The following is an 18,018-nucleotide window of genomic DNA, read 5'->3' as shown; positions in this document are numbered from 1 at the left end:
CCGGGTCGCGCTCGACCACCTCCAGGACCACCCGTAGGCGGCCGGGCCGCTGGCCTTGCGCCGCACTGGTCCGCACACCTACGTGCTGGGGCGCGGATGGACGTGCTCTCCGGGGAACAGCGGGCCGCGCTCACGAGCGCGGCCGAGCGGGTGCACCCGCTCGGCGCGCAGGAGGCCGCAGTACTCGCCGCGCTGGTGGGGTCCGGCGCCGCGCTGCGCGGCGCGGATCGGAGTGCGGGTGCCGAGGGCCTGGCCGACGCCGGACTGACGGCCGTCACCGTCGAGGGGGAGCTCGCCGTCGCCCCGGCTGTCCGGTTCAGCCTCCTTCTTGAGCACTCACCGTCAGCACAGGAGGAGACGGAGGACGAGTACTGACATCCTCGTGCTCGTTGCTCACTGACAATGGTTGCGATCTACGTCGTAAAGGCAGTGGTTGACTGGGTTCTCTCCCACCCCGTTTCCTTACAGCGCACGCCAAGAGGAACGGCTCCGATGCCGATGCCGTGGTGCGGTGACGGCTTCCGCCCGGAGGGGAACCCCGGCCGCGCCGACGGCCGGAGTCCGCTTCCGGAGCACCGTCACGGGTTGGAGTACATCTGCACCACGACGCGGTCGAAGCGGCGCGCCTGGAGGTCCTGACGGGTGATGGTCCAGTACAGGACCCCCATCGGCACCCCGACCCACTGCGCGAGCAGGACCCAGTCCTCGGGGCTGGAGTGCTGCCCGCCCTCCTCCATGTTCACCGAGGCGCGTGCCGGGTCCCCGTAGCCGTCGAAGTCCGCGGCGTAGCCACCGATCTGCCACTCGCCGCCCTCGTCGGACTGCTCGGACCAGACCTCCTGCAGCGTCTCCGCGTGGGGGTGCAGGGCGAGGGTCCGGTCGTCGGCGGGGCAGGAGGGCAGTCCCACGCCGGGGATCAGCCGCAGGTCACCAGTGCGCCGCAGCTCCTCGTCCAGGTCCTCGGGGGAGTCGTACTCGTAGGGCTCGTAGTCGGGCGAGGTCTCGCGCTCCTCCACCGGCGTCCCCGCCGGGACGTACACGGCGCCGCCCGGCAGAAGAACGTCATCCAACTCGACGTTCGCGAACAGGAGCACGTGGCCGTCGGGCGGCAGCGGGATGTCGGTGGCCTCCGGCGGGATCGCGGCCAGGTCGAGCGTCGCGATGAGCTGGTGATCGTCGCGGCTGTCGGGGTCGTCGGCGTCCCACAGCGTGCCCGGGGTGGGCGCGTCCGGCGGGAGCATCAGCGGACCGCCGAGCCTGCCGACGACCGTGCCGGTGCCGTCGCGCGCCGTCCGCAGCTTCGGTCGGGCCAGCCCGAGCCACCGGTCGACGTCGTCCGCCGGAACCCCCCTGTCGAGCGCCTGCTCCCGGAACCGGTCCAGCCACCACAGCACCGATGCGGGCAGGGCCCTCGCCGACGGGTGCAGCACCCCCGCGCCGAACTCCCAGCCGGGCTCCGGCCCCACCACGCCCGGTTCGTTCAGCCCCGCGAGCCACTCCGCAGCGGACGACCGTGTCCTGGCGTCGGCGTCCGACAGCGCGGCCGCCGCGGCCGCCCGGGCACCCGGGTGGTCACCGAGCACACGCCGGGCCGCCAGACGGTGGCGGTTCGCGCCGAGCGCGAGCGAGGTCAGGCGCGGGACCAGGGCCTCCGGGGCGGCGGGGAAGCGTTCGAGGATGGTCAGGATCATCGTCGTCGTGTCGACGGCGGACTCGTCCGGGTGCCGCCTCCCGTCGCCGCCGTCGAGGTACTCGTCCGCCAGGTCCAGGCGCTCGGCGAACAGGGGCCACCAGCGCTCGGCGTCCTCCGGGGTGAGGAAGGCGCCGATCCTGCGTCCGCGGGAGTCCGTGCGGGTGACCAGGAGCGAGGCGGTCCGCCGGTCCGCGTCGGACATCCCGGCGGCGCGGAACGCGTCCCGCAGGGCGCGGACGTCGGGCATCAGCGCCACCCTCCCCTCGACGCCGTTCCAGGAACGGTCCCCGTCGGACCCGCCCCCGGCCCCCAGCGTCCGCAGTTCCTCCGCCAGGCCCGCGTCCTGCGGTGCGGCGACGTCGGGCACGGGGAGGGCGGCCTCCGCGGTTCTCAGCGCCCGCACCCGGGAGGCGGCCCGGCGCAGCAGCCCCTCGCGCCCGGGGTCCTGAGTCCCGTCGCCGCCGTCGGCCAGGGCCTCCTCGATCGCCGCGACGCCGCCGTCGAGGTCGGCCAGGCGGGCCAGGACGTCCGGCAGACGGTCCGGCGGCGCGGTCCGCAGGTGCCGTCGCAGCAGGTCCACCTGGCGGGGGCCGTCGGTCCGGGCCAGGGCGGACAGCGCCTGAGCGCGAACGCTCGCCTCGGCGTCCACCGCCAGTTCGGCGGCGAGTTGTGCGTGCGCCTCCGGCCTGTGCGCGCACCGGTCCGCCACGTACCTGCGGGGCTGGGGACCGAACCCGGTGACGACGTCCGCGAGCTCGTCGGCGTGCCCAGCGAGGAACGCGACGCCCGCGTCGCTCTCCAGGAGCCGGTGCCGACGAAACGGCCAGTGGCGGGAGTCCGAGTACAGCAGCGCCGACAGGACGGCGTGCACGGGAGTGCGGCCGGGTGCGCCGCCCGCCCGGGCCACCTCGGTGAGGGTGTGGGGGTCCCACCGCCGCTGGGAATCGTCGGCGTCGGCCCCGTCGGAGGCGCCGCAGACACGGACCACGTCGTCGGCCAGAACGAGGAGCCACGACGGCTCCCCGGACGTCGGGGTGCTGTCAGCGGCCGCGTGCAGCACCTGCCCGAACCGGGCGAGCACGTCGGTCGGCGCGAGCCGGTAGAGCACCAGCCGTGCGGCCTCGGCGTCCCGGAGCGACCAGCCGGGATGCCCGTCGGCCACGGCCGCCAGCCGGTCGGCCGACCAGACCGCGTCCGGTCCGGCGACCATGTCGGCGCCGGTCGGCCGCTCCCGCAACGCCGCCAGGGCCTCCGGGCGGGTACCGCGCAGCACGTGCTCGACGACCGGTTCGTGGGCCTGCGACACCCGCAGCGGCGCGAGACAGTCCCGCACCGCTGACGCCACCCGGGTAGCGGTGTCCGTGCCGCCGCCCGAGACAGCCGTTCCTGCTTCAGATTCGTACATGCCGGAAGACTAGGGGCAGACTCGGACACACGCCTTCGCCACCGCGTCCTCGGCCGGACGGCCCTCTCCGGGCAGTCGCTCAGGGGTAGCGCCGCCCCGCGCGCACCGGGGGCCACGGCGAGCTGGTCCCCTGGACGAGCGGGACAGGTCACTGTGGGACGCCGACCTCGTCCGCCGCTTCAGGCTCGGCCGGGACCCCTCACAGGGGCCAGGCATCGATCAGATACCCCTCCGTGCCGTCCACCTCCCGTACGGACCCGCCCTGCCTGCGGACTTCCCTGACCCGCTGCCTCACCGTGTCGCGTCCTTGGGATCGCACACTGACGTGCAGATCACCGGAAACGGGGAGGTGCCACACGTCCGCGAGGCCTCTCGTCCACTGGTCCACGTGGATCGTCCCCGAAGCGCACGAGAGTTCTGCTTCTTCGGGCTCCGACCACCCCTGGTAGACGTTCTTACCAGGGGCGCTGTCCCAGACGTGCATACTGACGAGAATGCGGGCGAGGTCCTCCGCACAGTTGATGTAGATGTGCCCTGTGTCCACGCCGAGAACGGTCCGTCCGGGAAGCCGAAGCGAAGGAGTGTATTCTATTTCGCGGTCGCTGTCGTGGATGTCGATGATTTTGTAGTCGGTTGAGACCAGAGTGGAGAAACTCGCCAGTAGCATCGCCGTGACCTCCTGGAATCGGTAAACCGGACCACCGGGTCCGGTAGGACTCTTCCAGGGTCCGTCGTGGTGCGGACAGTCCGGTGGGGACGGTCCAGGCTGCCGCGCAAGCGGACACGGGCTTCACGGTCACCGAGGGGCCCGAACCGAGCGGTCCCCCGAGGTTTCCGTGTCCGCCCTGAGGCCATTCCCGGCTCTCCACTCCCGCGCTTGTGACGGTGATGCCCGGCCTTTGACCTGTTCGCCTGTACCCGCGCAGTCCTGTCCCGAGCCGGGGTCAGCGAGGCCCGGTGATTTCATCCGCTCCGTCCCCCGACCGGGCACGGGCGCCGTGAATGCGGATCGGCGCCCGTTGACCGCGTGAAGCGATCCGCCCCCAAACTGGGATTGCCGAAAGAAAGGCTGGTGTACAGGGTGCCCATCCCTGCCGCAGACGAAATGGCGTGCCCTGGAAAGAGCGCCTCGATGTCCTTGCTCAGGAGACGGAGGGAATGGGTCTTCTTCGCCACCCTGTGGAGGTCGCATCCTGGGCTGACCGCGGCCTGGTGGGCGCTGATCCTGTTCCAGGGCGTTCTTCCGGCCGGTTTCGTCGTGGCGGTCGGCATGCTCGTCGGCGCCGTCGCCGACGGAGACCCCCTCCGGACACCGCTGCTCCTGATCGGTGTCGTCTTCGTCCTCATGCAGCTCCTGACACCCCTGCACAACCAGATCGGCTCGCTTCTGGGCGAACACGTCTCCGACCGTCTGCACGACCGCCTGCTCGTGGCCGCGCTCTCCCCCGAGGGCGTCGCGCACCTGGAGGACCGTGCGCACATGGACGAGCTGACCGCCGCCCGGGACTTCGACCTCGGGATGACCGGCCCGCCCCTGCACCTGTCCATGGGCATCATCGCGGGCGGCCTGGTCGAGGCGGTCGCGGGCCTGGCACAGGCGGTGGTCCTGGCCGCCTACGCGTGGTGGGCACCGTTCCTGGTGGGCGGGGCCTGGCTCTCCACCCACTGGCTGCTGCGCGAGAGCTCCCAGTGGGACCGCAACACCGGCGAGGTCCTGGACGCCCAACGCCGCGCCGAGTACTCCTACCGGCTGGCGGTGGACTCTCCCGCCGCCAAGGAGATCCGGCTCTTCGGCCTGGCGAGCTGGCTGACCGACCGCTTCGCCTCGGACCGGCGGACCCTGGTCGAACTGCGCTGGCACGCCACCCGGTTGCGGCAGAAGCCGATGCGCTGGGCAGTGGTAGTCCTTGCCGTCACCGGAGGGCTGTTCTTCTGGTCCCTGGGCCGCGACGCCGCCTCAGGCGCCGTCGACCCGGGCCAGGTGAGCACCTTCGCCTACGCGGCCGTCGGGGCAAGCGCGCTGGCCTTCGGCGGCCTGAACTGGGCCCTGTCCCTGGCCGCCGACGGGGTCGCGTCGGTGCTGCGCGTGGAGCGGACGATGACCACCACGGCCGCGTCCCGCTCGGTGGTCTCCGGACGGACCCCGGCGGAGGGCATGCCCGCCTCCGAGATCCGGTTCCGCGACGTGACCTTCACCTATCCGGGCATGTCCACGCCCGTTCTGGACGGACTGGACCTCACCGTTGCGGCCGGGGAGTCGCTGGCCGTGGTCGGCGTCAACGGTGCGGGCAAGTCGACGCTGGTCAAGCTCCTGTGCCGCCTCTACGACCCGGTCTCGGGAACGATCGAGGTCGACGGCACGGACCTGAGGGACCTGGACCTGGAATCGTGGCGCCACCGCCTCAGCGCGATCTTCCAGGACTTCATCCGCTACGAGCTCTCCCTCAAGGACAACGTGGCCTCCCCGGGAGCCACGCCGGAAGAGGTCCTCCAGGCCCTGACCACCGCGGGCGCCGCCGACCTGCGCGACCTCGACCAGATCCTCTCCCCGGGATACGAGAACGGCACCGACCTGTCCGGCGGACAGTGGCAGCGCGTCGCCCTCGCCCGGGTCCTGTGCTCCGTGAGCCGGGGAGCCGGGGTGGTCGTCCTGGACGAACCCACCGCCCAGCTGGACGTGCGCGGCGAGGCCGAGGTCTTCGACCGCGTCCTGGAGGCCACCAGGGGTTGCACCACCATCCTCATCTCCCACCGCTTCTCCACGGTCCGCCGCGCCGACCGGATCTGCGTCGTCGACCGGGGCAGGGTCGTGGAACTCGGGAGCCACGAAGAGCTCATGGCCCTCGGGGGCACCTACAAACGCCTCTTCGAACTCCAGGCCGCACGGTTCAACGAAGAGTCGACCGATGACCGGGACGGAGCCAGCCATGCCGACTGAGGACCACCCTCTGCCCTCGTCCTGGCGGGGCCTGGGCCGCACGCTCCGGTTGGGCTGGACGGCCTCACCGGGACTCATCGTCGTCGCATCCGCCACCACGATCGGGGCCGCCCTGCCCGACGTCCTGATCGCCGCCGTCCTGGCGATGCTCACCGAGGCGGTGCTCTCCGGCGGCCCCGTCGACATGGTTACCGCCGCCGTGCTCCTGGGGGCCTTGGCCGCTCTGAGCTGGCTGCTGCGCGTGGTGAGCGAGAGGGCCAACCGCCGCTTCGCCGACCGTGCCGCGGTGTTCATGGAAGCGCACGTGGTCCGGCTCCAGAGCGGCATCCCCTCCCTGGAACACCACGAACGCCCCTCCTACGTCAACCGCGTCCAGCTGCTGCGTGACCACGCCGACACCCTCAGCGAGGTCTACCAGTACCTGTTCCAGGTGATCGGAGCCCTCCTGCGCCTGGGCCTGACCATGGCGCTGCTGATGACGATCCACCCCCTGCTGGGTCTGCTGGGGTTGTTCGCCGTGCCCACCGCCGTGGTCTCCCACTGGCGGGGCGGCGCGGAGCACAAGCTGGAGGAGGGACTCGGACACCACGAACGCCTGGCCAGGCACTTCTTCCTGCTGGGCACGAAGGCCTCCCCCGGCCGTGAGCTGCGTGTCAGCCGGGCCCGGGAACGGGCGCGCGCGGGGCGCCACCAGGCGTGGGCCGCACGCCACCGGGCCATGGCCCGGGCCCGCTGGGCCACCACGGTGTGGCAGGCCGCGGCGCTGGCGGTCTTCGGTGGCGCGTTCGCGGCCTCCGTCGCGTGGGTGGCGGCGGGCACCGGCTCGGCCGCACAGGTCGTCCTCCTGCTCACCGCCGGAAGCCGCCTGGCCCAGTACATCGGCCAGACCCTGCGCCAGGTCCACTTCCTGCGCACCATCTGGCTGGAGGGAGGACGCCGCCTGCTGTGGCTGGAGGAGCTCGCCTCCGCCTCCGCCGAGCGGACCGTGGGGCCGGTGCCCGAGCGGATGCGCTCCGGCATCACCATGGAGAACGTCTCCTTCGGCTATCCCGGGACCGATCGGAAGGTGCTGGACGGGGTCACGCTCCACCTTCCGGCGGGGGCCGTGGTGGCCGTCGTCGGCGAGAACGGGGCGGGCAAGTCCACCCTGGTCAAGCTCCTGGCGAAGATGTACGAACCCGACTCCGGGAGGATCCTGGTCGACGGCGTCCCCCTGGCCGACGTGTCGGCCGAGGCCTGGCGGAGGCGGCTCTCGGGCGCCTTCCAGGACTTCGCGCGCCTGGAGTACCCGCTGCGCCTGTCCATCGGCCTGGGCGACCTGCCCCGGGCCGGGGACGAACAGGCCGTGGACCGGGCGGTCGGGCGCGCCGACGCCCGCGCCCTGGTCGAGCGGCTCGACCGGGGTCTGGACACCCAGCTCGGCAACACCTGGGCCGAGGGAGCCGAACTGTCCGAGGGGCAGTGGCAGAGGGTCGCGCTCGCCCGCGGCTACATGCGCGACCACCCGCTGCTCCTGCTCCTGGACGAACCCGCCTCCGCCCTGGACGCCGAGACCGAGCACCTGTTGTTCGAGCGGTACGCCGAGCGCGCCCGAGCCCTCAGGGACCGCGACCACATCACCCTCCTGGTCTCGCACCGTTTCTCCACCGTGCGCATGGCCGACCTCATCGTCGTCATGGACGGGGCGCGGGTGATCGAGCAGGGCACCCACACCGAACTCATGGCGCTCGGCGGACGCTACGCCGAGCTGTACGGGATCCAGGCCCGCGCCTACCGGATCGAGAGGTGACCACCGCGGCACACGGCGGCGGGCGGACGGCTCGGCTCGTCACAGCAGCCCCTTCAGGTAGGAGCCAGTGCGGCTGTCCGGGGCCGCCGCGACCTGCGCGGGCGTGCCCCGCGCGACGATCCGGCCGCCCCGCGATCCGCCGCCCGGACCCAGGTCGATGACGTGGTCGGCGGTGGCCACGACCCGCATGTCGTGCTCGGCCGCCACCACGGTGGCGCCCGCGCCGACGAGGTCGCGCAGGCGGCTGACGAGGACGTCGGTGTCGTACGGGTGGAGGCCGGTGGTGGGCTCGTCGAGCAGGTAGACCGTGCCGGTGACCCGGCGGCGCTGGAGTTCGGTGGCGAGTTTGATCCGCTGGGCCTCGCCGCCGGACAGCTCCGTCGCGGGCTGGCCCAGGCGCAGGTAACCCAGGCCGACCCCGGAGAGGGTCTCCAGGGAGCGCCGCACCGACGGCTCCTCGGTGAAGAATTCCGCCGCCTCCTCCACCGACATCGCGAGCACGTCCGCGACCGTGCGCCCCCGGTACCGCACCCGGAGGGTGTCGTCGTTGTAGCGCGAGCCGCCGCAGGTCGGACAGGGGGCGTAGGTGGTGGGCAGGAACAGCAGCTCCACCGACACGAACCCCTCGCCCTCGCAGTTCGGGCAGCGTCCCCCCACGACGTTGAAGGAGAACCGGCCGGGCCCGTAACCGAGCGCGCGGGCCTCCTCGGTGGCCGCGAACAGCTTGCGCACCGTGTCGAAGAGCCCGGTGTAGGTCGCCAGGTTGGAGCGCGGTGTCCGCCCGATGGGCTGCTGGCTGACCCACACCACCCGGCCGTGTTCGGCGGCCAGGTCCCCGATCTCCGCCAGCAGGGAGGACTTGCCCGAGCCGGAAACGCCGGTGAGGGCGGTGAACACGCCGAGGGGGATGTCGGCGTCCAGCCCCTTGAGGTTGTTGCGGGCGGCCCCGCGCAGCTCCAGGTACCCGCCGGGGGTGCGGGGCCGGTGCTCCGGGAGTTCGTCGCCGAACAGGTAGCGGCCGGTCACCGACTCCGGGACCCCGCGCAGGCCGGGGACCGGGCCGCTGTACAGGACTCGCCCGCCGTGCTCGCCCGCCCCCGGTCCGACGTCGACGATCCAGTCCGCGCCGCGCACGACGTCCAGGTCGTGCTCGACGAAGCACACGGTGTTGCCCCCGTCGCGCAGGCGCCGGAGGGTCTTCGAGAGCGCCTCGGCGTCGGCCGGGTGCAGGCCCGCGGAGGGCTCGTCCAGGACGTAGACCACTCCGAAGAGCCCCGTGCCCAGCTGGGTGGCCAGCCGGATCCTCTGGAACTCCCCGGTGGACAGGGTTGGTGCCGGTCGGGCCGCGCTCAGATAGCCCAGGCCCAGCTCCGACAGCACCCCGACCCGTGCCGTGATCTCCCCGACCAGCGCCCCCGCCGCGCCCGTGTCCTCCTCCCAGGGCCGCAGCAGGGCCACCAGTTCGGTCAGGGGCAGCGCCGCCAGTTCGGCGATGGTGTGCCCGGCGAAGGTGACCCGCAGCGCCTCCTGCCGCAGCCGCCGACCGCCGCACTCCGGGCAGGTCCGGTCGACCATGAACTCGGCGGCCCTGCGCCGCCGGGCCTCACTGGCGGAGGAGGCGTACGCCTTGAGCACCAGCCTGCGTGCGCTGCTGTACTTCCCCTGGTAGGGCCGGTGGACGCGCCCCGCCTCGCGGACCGGGTGGACGGTCACCACGGGCTGCTCCTCGGTGAACAGGATCCAGTCGCGCTCGTCCTGGGGCAGCTCCCGCCAGGGCCGGTGGATGTCGTACCCGAGGGTGTCGAGGATGTCGCGCAGGTTCTTGCCCTGCCAGGCCCCGGGCCAGGAGGCGACGGCCCCCTCGGCGATGCTCAGTCCGGGGTCGGGCACCAGCGACCCCTCGGTGACCTCGTGCTCGACCCCCTCCCCGTGGCACACGGGGCAGGCTCCGGCCACGGTGTTGGGGGAGAAGGAGTCGGAGTCCAGGCGCCGCGCCCCGGGCGGATAGGCGCCCGCTCGGGAGAAGAGCATGCGCAGTGTGTTGGACAGCGTGGTGAGGGTGCCCACGGTGGAGCGGACCGAGGGCGCCGAGCGCGGCTGGGCGAGCGCCACGGCGGGCGGCATCCCGGTGACGTCGTCCACCTCCGGGGCCGGGAGCTGCTGGAGCAGGCGCCTCGCGTACGGCGCCACCGACTCCAGGTACCGGTGCTGGGACTCGGCGTAGAGGGTCCCGAAGGCCAGGGAGGACTTCCCCGACCCGGAGACGCCGGTGAAGGCGACCAGGGCGTCGCGGGGCAGCTCCGTGTCCACGTTCTTGAGGTTGTGGATGCGGGCGCCGCGCACCCGGATGCGGTCGTCGTGGTTGTCCATGGGACAAGGATTACCCGGTCACGGGACCGGAGCGGACCCGTGGACCGCCCGGGCACGGCGAGCCCCGGCGCGCACCGGACCTCCTGTCGGGGGGAGGCGGGCGAGGCGGGACGGAGCCGGAACCGGCGGGTTCCCCGTCCGCCCGCGGTGGAGAGGGGGACCGCCGCGGGCGGCGCGTCGCGCCGGGCCGGGAGGCGGTGTCCCGGGTGGGACGCTCGTACAGCAGACCTGACTCCCCGTCAGGGAACACCCCGAGTGCGGTGGAGGGGCAGACCCGGGACGGAACCGGGGAGCTTCCCGATGCGCGCAGCCGGGGCCCGGTGGGACGGTGGCGCCCGACCGTGACGCGTGTACGGGCGGACCTTGGAACGGCGTCCGCGCCGACCGCGCCCCCGACGACGAAAGCCCTCCGATGCGGCCCACCTCCCTGCTCCCCCTGCTGCTGGCCGTATCGGCCCTCCTCACCGTGGCGGCCCCCGCCCAGGCCCGGGAGGGCTTCTCCCCGGAGCGGGTGGACGCGTTCGTCACCGCCTACCTCGACCGCCACGGCCTTCCGGGGGCCGCCGTCGCCGTGGTCAGGGACGGCGAGACCGTGTACGAGGCGGGCTACGGCGAGGACTCCGAGGGCCGCCCGATCACCCAGCACACCCGGCTGCGCGTCGGCTCCGTCTCCAAGTCGTTCACGGCCTTCGCCGTGCTGCGGCTCGTGGACCAGGGCCGTGTCGACCTCGACGCGCCCGTGGCGCGGTACCTGCCCGACGCCGCACCCGAAGGCGTCACCGTCCGCCAGCTCCTCTCCCACACCTCGGGGCTGCCCAACCCCACCGTCGTCGGCCCCGCGAGGACGCTGGAGGAGGCCGTGGCGGGTATCGAGGACCTGCCCCCGGCCGCCGACCCCGGCACCTCCTACCGCTACAGCAACCTCAACTACTGGGTGGCGGCGCTCCTGGTGGAGCGGGTCGCAGGCCAGGACTTCACCGAGCACCTGGCCCGGGAGGTCTTCGCCCCGCTGGGCATGGACGACACCGTCGCCACCACCACCACGCGGGACCCCGTCGACGGGCTCGCCCCCGGGCACGTCACCGCGTACGGCGCGGCCTTCCCCGCGCCTACCCCGGAGGCGATGAACAGCGGATCGGGCGCGGTGGTGAGCACCTCGCACGACATGGCGGCCTGGCTCGCCATGCAGCAGCGGGAGGGGGTCGGCCCGAACGGGGGGCGCCTGCTCCCGGCAGCCCTCGTCGAGGAGTCCCACACCGCGCAGCCCGCGGCCGAACGGGCGGGGCTCGGCTGGAGGCACAGCGGGCCGCAGGTGGAGCCCGCGCGGATCTCGCACAGCGGCGTCGTCTCCGGCTTCAACTCCCAGCAGGACCTGGTGCCCGGCAGCGGCTACGGCGTGGTGGTGCTGCTGAACAGCTTCTCCCCCTCCCGTGAGAACGCCTACGAGATCAGCTCCGGCATCATCGACCTGACCGAGGGCCGCACCCCCGACCCCGGCACGGCGACGGCGACCGTGATCGACCTGGTCCTCGGCGCGGCCACCGCCGCCGTCGTGGTCCTGGGCGTCCTCGGTCTGCGCCGCTCACCGCGGTGGGCCGCGCGTCGGGCCTCCTGGCCCGCCTGGGGGTTCGCCCTGCGTCTGCTTCCCCAGTGCCTCGCCCCGGCGTTGGCGGTCTTCCTGTTCCTCGTCGCTCCCGCGCTCCAGGACAACAGCTACGTCCCGGTGGACGTCTTCTGGCTGTTCCCCGCGCTCGCGGTCCTGGTGGGCGCACTCGCGGTCGTGGGCGCGGGGCTGACCGTCGCGCGGGCGGCGGCGCGGATCCGGTCCGTGCGGGCGGCCGGGCCGCCCCGCCCCGTGTGAGGGCCGGGGGCTGGGCCCGGGGCCGGGGTCAGCGGCGTGCGGCCCACACGGTGCGTTCGGTGCGCACGGCCAGGTCGTCGCGGCGCAGGATGCTGTGCGGGCCGTCGATGTCCAGGAGCCGGTCGAGCGCGGCCAGGTCCTCGGAGGAGAGCGCTTGGGCGACGGCGGTGCGGACGCGTCGCAGGCTGCCGAGCGCGTAGCGGCCGATCGCTTCGCTCTGGGAGCCCTCGACGTTCACGGCGATCGTGCGTTCGCCCTCGACCGTGAAACCGGCGGCGGTCAGCATCGGGCCCCAGTCGGCGCCGCGGTGGGGCATGTGCTCGGCGTGGAAGCGTTCGGTCGCCGCATGGGCGCGCTCCTCCAGGCCGGGCCGGTCCTCGGGGGCGTCCTCGGGCAGGAAGCGGGGGAAACCGGCCAGCTCGACGACGGCGAAGAGACCTCCGGGCGCGAGCGCGTCATGGACGTTGCGCAGCGCGCGGTCGGGGTCGGCCATGTGGTGCATGGAGGCCGACGCCCACACCAGGTCCGGTGAGCCCAGGTCGGGCCAGTCGGGGGCGTCGAGGTCGGCCCGCACGGTGCGCACGCGCTCCTCGACGCCACGGGCGCGTGCCTTGTCGCGCAGCCGTTGGAGGTGCCCGTCGGATGTGTCGACGGCCGTGACGCGGGCGTCGGGGAAGCGGTCGAGGAGGGCGAAGGTGCCCGCGCCCGTGCCGCAGCCCAGGTCCACGACCTGGCGCGGGTCCGTCCTCAGCGGCAGCCATGCGGTGATGGAGGCCGTGTGCTCGGCGAGGACCTCGGCGTCCAGGTCGAGGATCTCCGCCTGGACGTCGGTGTCGTACTCCTGGTGGTCGTGCTCCTGGTGGTGGTCGTGCTGAGCGCCGTGGCCGGGGTGGTGCGAGTGCGTCTGGTTCATGTCTCCACAGTAGGACGGTCATGCGTCGGAAGCATGGAGGTTCCCGTTTTGCGCAAGACAATGGTCGGATGCGCTGCCTGACGCGCAAGACGTGGTCGCGCGGTCCACGCGGTCGCTCCCTCAGGTGGCCTGGGGGCCGTGGCCGCCGTCCTCCCGCTGGTGGCCGCGGCGGGCGTCGCGGTCGAAGATGCCCAGGATCTCGCAGGGGCCGCCCTCGGCGCCGATCGCGTGCGGCATCATCGTGGGGAACTCTGCGGCCTGGTTGGCCTCGATGCGGAAGCGCCGGTGTCCGAGCATGAGCGTCGCGGTGCCGGACAGGACGACGAGCCATTCGTGCCCGGGGTGGGCGCGCATGCGCGCGGGGTTGTCGGGCGGCGGCTCGGTCATGCGCTGGCGCACCACGCTCATGCCGGGGTCGCTCTTGACGGGCCAGCGCATCCGGTCGCGGGCGCCGTCGATCGTCGGACTGATGACGACGTCGTCGGCGGCGGTCTCCACGAGCTGGTCCAGTGTGGTGTCCAGGGCGCGGGCGAGGGTGACCAGCTGGTCCAGGGCGAGGCGGCGCCGACCGTTCTCGATGCGGCTCAGCGAGGACTGGCTGAGGTGGGCGCGCGTGGCCAGTTCCTCCAGGGACCAGCCCTGCGCCACCCGCAGGGCGCGGATGCGTTTGCGTACGAGGCTGTCCAGCTCTCCGTCTTCCTGCGTCATGGGCAACATGGTATGCCTCCGGTGCAAAGCCGAAGGCGGTGGCCGGTTCAGGATCCGTCCCCCGAAGGGGCCGCGCGGACCATTTCGAATTCGTCGACGAGCGCTCTCCGGGGAGGCGTCGCACGATCAAGCTGTGGAGCGATCAGCGAACGGGCGGGGTTCGATCGCTTCCTTTCCGAGGGACACACGCCGGGAACCACGGCGGGTCAGGGCAGAGCGAACGAAGGAAAGCGGCTCTTCGCAGACGAGGGTGTAGCTGCGGGGGCTGGGCTTGCGGGTCTTGGGCCGCCTCTCTTGCTGTGTTGTCGGGGTTTCCACCACGAGAGCGCGGCCTTGCGCGTTTGGGCCCGCTGCTGGGTCCTCCTGCCGGGCCGTGCCGATGCCGGGCCGATCGGGGTGGGTCGACACGTCGGCGCCCCCTCCCTCGGCGTCCGCCCCGGGATGTCCCGCGAACTCCCTTGGTGCCGACGGCCTCGACTGCTCGGGCCCGGCTCCTTCGGCGGCGGGACTCAGTCGCGGTCGGCGGGACTCAGCCGTCGGTGGACGCCCCTGGGCCGGTCGCGGCGTACCGGGCGGCGGTGGTGCGGACGGCCTCGTCGACTACCTGGGCGACGCGTTCGGCGCTCACCTCCCAGCCCGGCACCAGGAGCGTCGGCCAGAAGACGTAGTTGGAGATCATGCCCAGGAACTGGGTGGCCGCCAGGTCCACGTCCTCGATCCGCACCGTTCCCGCCTCGTGCTCAGCCAGGAGGTAGCTGCGTACGGACTCGAAGTAGGGCATCTTCCCGTGCGAGAACTGCGCCTGGGCCAGCTCAGGGAACCGCGGCAGCTCGGCGATGACGATCCTGAACAGGTCGGTCATCTGGGCGCGGCCCAACAGCTCGGCGTAACGGCGGCCGATGATGCCGAGCCCGTCGACGACGTCGCCTGCCGGCGGAGGATCCTCCTCGTCAGCGGTCGCCCAGGACTCGGTCACGATGGCGTCGAACAGGGCGGCTTTGCTCGGAAACTGCTTGAACAAGGTGGCCCGCGAGACGCCCGAGCGCTCTGCGATCCGCGCCAGCGACGTCCGGTCGTAGCCCAACTCGAGAAACAGTGCGGTCGCGGCCGTCACGATCAGCGCGCGCTTCTCCTGGGCGACGCGTTGGTGATACGTCGGCACGGTCCTGTTCATGGGCCAAGCATACGAGGTGAGTGGCTTGACTCGCCACTGCCGCCGGTCTAGTGTCAAGGAGATGGTGAGTCGCCCGGCTCACCACTGGCCGCCGTTCACCACAGGTGACCCCGGTCATTCACCCGCGTACCGAAGGAACATCCGATGCCCCGCTTCGACAACCAGACCGTGCTCGTGACCGGGGGGACCGGCGGCCAGGGCTCGAACCACGTGCGCGCCTTTCACGCGGAGGGAGCGAACGTGGTGATCGGCGGCATCGACGCGGAACGCGGCGCCGCCCTCGCCGACGAGCTCGGGGCACGCGCTCGCTTCGCCCGCCTCGACGTTGCCGACGAGAGCTCGTGGTCCGCCGCCGTGCTCACCGCCGAGAGCGCCTTCGGCGCCCTGAACGTGCTCGTCAACAACGCGGGCGTGCAGAACCCGCCTGCGACGATCGAGAACACGGACCAGGCCGCGTGGTCGCGCATCCTCGACGTCAACCTCACGGGGACCTTCCTCGGCATCAAGGCCGCAGCCCCCGCTCTGCGCCGTGCATCAGGGGGAGCCATCGTCAACATCGCCTCGACCATGGGCCTGGGCGGCACGGCCCACTACGCGCCGTACGTCGCCAGCAAGTGGGCCGTGCGAGGCCTCACCCGAACGGCGGCACTCGAACTCGGCCGCGACCGCGTCCGGGTGAACACCATCCACCCCGGCGTGATCTCGACCCCCTTCATCCACGAACCGGCAGCCGGTGCCACCGCGGCGATCGCCGACTTCTACTCACCCGAGCCGTTCGCCATCCCCCGGCTCGGGGAGCCGACCGACGTCAGCCGTCTCCTCCTGTTCCTCACCTCGTCAGAGGCGTCGTTCATCACGGGGTCGGAGTACGTCATCGACGGTGGACTCCTCCTCGGCCCCGCCCTTCAGACCGAGGCCGCATGAGCACTCCGGGCACGACCGGGCCGAACGGCCCCGCACGGGACGCGTCCTCGTCCCACCTGCCCGACCACATCCGACGCGCCGTCGAGATCACCCCCGCCGCGGGCACCAGAGAGCGGACCGTCGACATCACGACGCTGGGGCGCCGCACCGGCCGAGCACGCCGCATCGAGATCTTCTTCTACCGAGCCGCGGGCACCACCTACCTGTGTAGCGGTGCAGGCGGTGCCGCGACCGACTGGCATGCGAACCTTCTCGCCGATCCCCACTTCACCTTCCACCTCAAGAACGGGATCCGCGCGGATCTGCCCGCACGGGCCACGCCTGTCACCGACCCAGCCGAACGTCAGGCCGTGCTGGCGGAGATCGTGGCGGATCTCAATCAGCCCCACGACCCCGGCACCATCCGGCCGACTCGGCTCGAAGACTGGGCTGGCAGCCGGCTGATGCGCATCAGCTTCCGCCATTCCAGGGAGCAGCCCTGAGTCACCCGCAGGGCGCGGACGCGTCGCGTGCGAGGCTGTCCGGCTCTCCGTCTTCCTGCGTCATGGGCAGTGCGGTACGCCTCCGGTGCGAAGCCGAAGGCGGTGGCCGGTTCAGGGCCCGCTCCCGAAGGGGCGGCCAGATCCTCTCACCTGCCGAGCCCGTCCTCCTGCATGGCGGACAGCCGGTGGACGTAGAGGGCGGTGACCACCGCTGTCGGCACGACCAGCACGTGCACGGCGACGAAACCCCAGAGCAGGGGCTCATGCTGGTAGAGGCCGTCCGCCATCCACGGCGTCCAAAAGAGCGGCCAGGTCAGGAGCGTGGTCAGCCACAGCGCCCACCAGGTGTGCAGCAGCCCTGCCGGGGCCGCCGCGCCCCGGGGGCCGGGTGGGCTGGAGGCCCGCCAGACGTCGTCGGCGATCTGCTTGGGGATGAAGAGGTTGCCCACGGGGATGAACCAGCCGTACACGGCCATGGAGGGGCGGTAGTGCACCCGCCCCGGCGCGAACCGCTCGGCGACGACACGAGCCCGCCGGAACCAGACCAGCCAGCACCACGCCAACCCCAGGCCGATGACGAACCTGGTGATCATGAGGACGCCACCGGTGACGGCGATGTCCAGGGAGGTCACCCAGTTCCCCACGGCGAGCCCGGCCAGGTAGAGCGCCGTGACCGCGCAGATCAGTGTGTAGACGGCGAGCAGCCAGAAGATGGCAGTGCGGCCCCCGCCGATCAGAGGCTGCGGGCCGTGGTCGCGCGGGCGGCTTTCGAGGGCCGTTGAGGAGCCGAACGGCTCCGTTCGGCCTGACAGGGGTGGTGGCGTCTGCCCGGGACCAGCGCTGGTCCCACCCCGGGCGGGTGCGTCGACCGGGGCCAGCGCCCGGGTCCGGTGCCGGGTGACGACCTCGGTGACCGCTTCGGGCGGCCACCGCCCTTGCCCGGCGCCCTCGGCGGTCGCCGCCAGCACCTGGTCCGGTCCGGGCCGGGCCGACGGGTCCTTGGCCAGGCACGCCCCCACGAGGCCGGTCAGGGGTGCGGGCACACCGGACAGGTCGGGCTCCTCGTGCACGATCCGGTAGGCGACCGCTGGCCCGGGACCCTCTCCGAACGGGCTGTGGCCGGTCGCGGCGAACGCGAGGACGCAGCCGAGGGAGAACACGTCCGAGGCCGGTCCCACCTCGCGGCCCATGGCCTGTTCGGGGGACATGAACGCCGCGGTGCCCAGCACGGTGGAGGTCTGGGTCCGGGAGGTGGCGTCCAGGGCGCGGGCGATGCCGAAGTCGATCAACCTCGGTCCGTCCTCGGCCAGCAGGACGTTGGCGGGCTTGAGGTCGCGGTGGACGATCCCCTGCGCGTGGACGGCGGCGAGGCCTTCGGCCAGACCCGCCGCGAGCACGGTCACCGACCCGGCCGGGAGGGGGCCGTGCCCGACGACGGCCTGGTGGAGGGAGGGTCCGGGAACGTAGGCGGTGGCCAGCCAGGGCGGGTTCGCGTCGGTGTCGGCGTCCACGACCTGGGCGGTGTAGAACCCGCCCACCTTCCGCGCGGCGGCGGCCTCGGTGGCGAAGCGGCGCCGGAAGTCGGGGTCCTGGGCGAGCTCGGGACGTACGACCTTGACCGCGACCGAACGGCCTCCGGGGGAGCGCCCCAGGAACACCTGTCCCATGCCTCCGGCACCGAGCCGTCCGGTCAACCGGTAGGGGCCGATGCGGGCGGGGTCGCCGTCGTTCAGGGGATCGGGCATGGTACCGCTTCCGGGT

Annotated in this window: 13 protein-coding genes; 6 read left to right on the top strand and 7 right to left on the bottom strand. The window is 72.6% G+C overall.

Annotated features, from left to right (window positions below):
• Positions 1–96: 96 nt before the first annotated feature.
• Positions 97–375, top strand: coding sequence for a hypothetical protein (locus tag HGB44_RS22775; RefSeq protein WP_061079195.1), 279 nt, complete (start codon positions 97–99; stop codon positions 373–375).
• A gap of 203 nt (positions 376–578) precedes the next feature.
• Here the strand turns inward: HGB44_RS22775 and HGB44_RS32535 are convergent, their stop codons facing one another.
• On the bottom strand, positions 579–3,098 hold the full coding sequence (locus HGB44_RS32535) for a DUF1963 domain-containing protein (protein WP_082768237.1): 2,520 nt from the start codon (positions 3,096–3,098) through the stop codon (positions 579–581).
• A gap of 199 nt (positions 3,099–3,297) precedes the next feature.
• Positions 3,298–3,765, bottom strand: a complete 468-nt coding sequence (locus HGB44_RS22765; protein WP_061079193.1) for a hypothetical protein — start codon at positions 3,763–3,765, stop codon at positions 3,298–3,300.
• Positions 3,766–4,230: 465 nt separating this feature from the next.
• Between HGB44_RS22765 and HGB44_RS22760 the strand changes: the two genes are divergently transcribed.
• Both HGB44_RS22760 and HGB44_RS22755 read left to right on the top strand, forming a co-directional pair.
• Entirely contained in the window at positions 4,231–6,036 is a 1,806-nt protein-coding gene (locus HGB44_RS22760) for an ABC transporter ATP-binding protein (protein WP_168444118.1), read from the top strand.
• Complete coding sequence (locus HGB44_RS22755) at positions 6,026–7,825, top strand: ABC transporter ATP-binding protein (RefSeq protein ID WP_061079191.1); 1,800 nt, start codon at positions 6,026–6,028, stop codon at positions 7,823–7,825. The genes HGB44_RS22760 and HGB44_RS22755 overlap by 11 nt, the downstream gene beginning before the upstream one ends.
• A 39-nt stretch (positions 7,826–7,864) precedes the next feature.
• Here HGB44_RS22755 and HGB44_RS22750 read toward each other — a convergent pair whose 3' ends face one another.
• The gene (locus HGB44_RS22750; RefSeq protein WP_061079190.1) at positions 7,865–10,195 is read right to left on the bottom strand and encodes an ATP-binding cassette domain-containing protein; all 2,331 of its coding nucleotides are present in this window, start codon (positions 10,193–10,195) and stop codon (positions 7,865–7,867) included.
• Positions 10,196–10,607: 412 nt separating this feature from the next.
• On the opposite strand from HGB44_RS22750, the gene HGB44_RS22745 reads away from it, so the two are divergent.
• On the top strand, positions 10,608–12,056 hold the full coding sequence (locus HGB44_RS22745; RefSeq protein WP_061079189.1) for a serine hydrolase domain-containing protein: 1,449 nt from the start codon (positions 10,608–10,610) through the stop codon (positions 12,054–12,056).
• 28 nt (positions 12,057–12,084) lie between these two features.
• Here HGB44_RS22745 and HGB44_RS22740 read toward each other — a convergent pair whose 3' ends face one another.
• The 3 genes from HGB44_RS22740 to HGB44_RS22730 all read right to left on the bottom strand — a co-directional run bounded on the left by HGB44_RS22740 (position 12,085) and on the right by HGB44_RS22730 (position 14,851).
• Positions 12,085–12,969 carry a class I SAM-dependent methyltransferase gene (locus HGB44_RS22740; RefSeq protein ID WP_061079188.1) on the bottom strand — a complete coding sequence of 295 codons (885 nt, stop codon included), beginning with the start codon at positions 12,967–12,969 and terminating at the stop codon, positions 12,085–12,087.
• 120 nt (positions 12,970–13,089) lie between these two features.
• Entirely contained in the window at positions 13,090–13,677 is a 588-nt protein-coding gene (locus HGB44_RS22735; RefSeq protein ID WP_061079187.1) for a helix-turn-helix domain-containing protein, read from the bottom strand.
• Between the two features lie 529 nt (positions 13,678–14,206).
• The gene (locus HGB44_RS22730) at positions 14,207–14,851 is read right to left on the bottom strand and encodes a TetR/AcrR family transcriptional regulator (RefSeq protein ID WP_061079186.1); all 645 of its coding nucleotides are present in this window, start codon (positions 14,849–14,851) and stop codon (positions 14,207–14,209) included.
• A gap of 144 nt (positions 14,852–14,995) precedes the next feature.
• Here HGB44_RS22730 and HGB44_RS22725 point away from each other — a divergent pair, with 144 nt between their 5' ends.
• Entirely contained in the window at positions 14,996–15,775 is a 780-nt protein-coding gene (locus HGB44_RS22725; protein ID WP_061079185.1) for a glucose 1-dehydrogenase, read from the top strand.
• The gene (locus HGB44_RS22720) at positions 15,772–16,257 is read left to right on the top strand and encodes a nitroreductase/quinone reductase family protein (protein ID WP_061079184.1); all 486 of its coding nucleotides are present in this window, start codon (positions 15,772–15,774) and stop codon (positions 16,255–16,257) included. Before HGB44_RS22725 ends, HGB44_RS22720 begins: the two co-directional genes overlap by 4 nt.
• Before the next feature lie 146 nt (positions 16,258–16,403).
• Here HGB44_RS22720 and HGB44_RS22715 read toward each other — a convergent pair whose 3' ends face one another.
• Positions 16,404–18,002, bottom strand: coding sequence for a protein kinase domain-containing protein (locus tag HGB44_RS22715; protein ID WP_061079183.1), 1,599 nt, complete (start codon positions 18,000–18,002; stop codon positions 16,404–16,406).
• Positions 18,003–18,018 lie beyond the last annotated feature (16 nt).

It is taken from the genome of Nocardiopsis alborubida, from assembly GCF_012396365.1.
Lineage (GTDB): Bacteria > Actinomycetota > Actinomycetes > Streptosporangiales > Streptosporangiaceae > Nocardiopsis > Nocardiopsis alborubida.
Note: the sequence above shows the minus strand (reverse complement) of the source record. Positions and strands in the feature narration are given on the sequence as shown.

Coding starts and splice junctions, on each gene's coding strand:
- HGB44_RS22775 (WP_061079195.1), top strand. CDS start 97: ATGGACGTGCTCTCCGGGGAACAGCGGGCCGCGCTCACGAGCGCGGCC.
- HGB44_RS32535 (WP_082768237.1), bottom strand. CDS start 3,098: ATGTACGAATCTGAAGCAGGAACGGCTGTCTCGGGCGGCGGCACGGAC.
- HGB44_RS22765 (WP_061079193.1), bottom strand. CDS start 3,765: ATGCTACTGGCGAGTTTCTCCACTCTGGTCTCAACCGACTACAAAATC.
- HGB44_RS22760 (WP_168444118.1), top strand. CDS start 4,231: ATGTCCTTGCTCAGGAGACGGAGGGAATGGGTCTTCTTCGCCACCCTG.
- HGB44_RS22755 (WP_061079191.1), top strand. CDS start 6,026: ATGCCGACTGAGGACCACCCTCTGCCCTCGTCCTGGCGGGGCCTGGGC.
- HGB44_RS22750 (WP_061079190.1), bottom strand. CDS start 10,195: ATGGACAACCACGACGACCGCATCCGGGTGCGCGGCGCCCGCATCCAC.
- HGB44_RS22745 (WP_061079189.1), top strand. CDS start 10,608: ATGCGGCCCACCTCCCTGCTCCCCCTGCTGCTGGCCGTATCGGCCCTC.
- HGB44_RS22740 (WP_061079188.1), bottom strand. CDS start 12,969: ATGAACCAGACGCACTCGCACCACCCCGGCCACGGCGCTCAGCACGAC.
- HGB44_RS22735 (WP_061079187.1), bottom strand. CDS start 13,677: ATGACGCAGGAAGACGGAGAGCTGGACAGCCTCGTACGCAAACGCATC.
- HGB44_RS22730 (WP_061079186.1), bottom strand. CDS start 14,851: ATGAACAGGACCGTGCCGACGTATCACCAACGCGTCGCCCAGGAGAAG.
- HGB44_RS22725 (WP_061079185.1), top strand. CDS start 14,996: ATGCCCCGCTTCGACAACCAGACCGTGCTCGTGACCGGGGGGACCGGC.
- HGB44_RS22720 (WP_061079184.1), top strand. CDS start 15,772: ATGAGCACTCCGGGCACGACCGGGCCGAACGGCCCCGCACGGGACGCG.
- HGB44_RS22715 (WP_061079183.1), bottom strand. CDS start 18,002: ATGCCCGATCCCCTGAACGACGGCGACCCCGCCCGCATCGGCCCCTAC.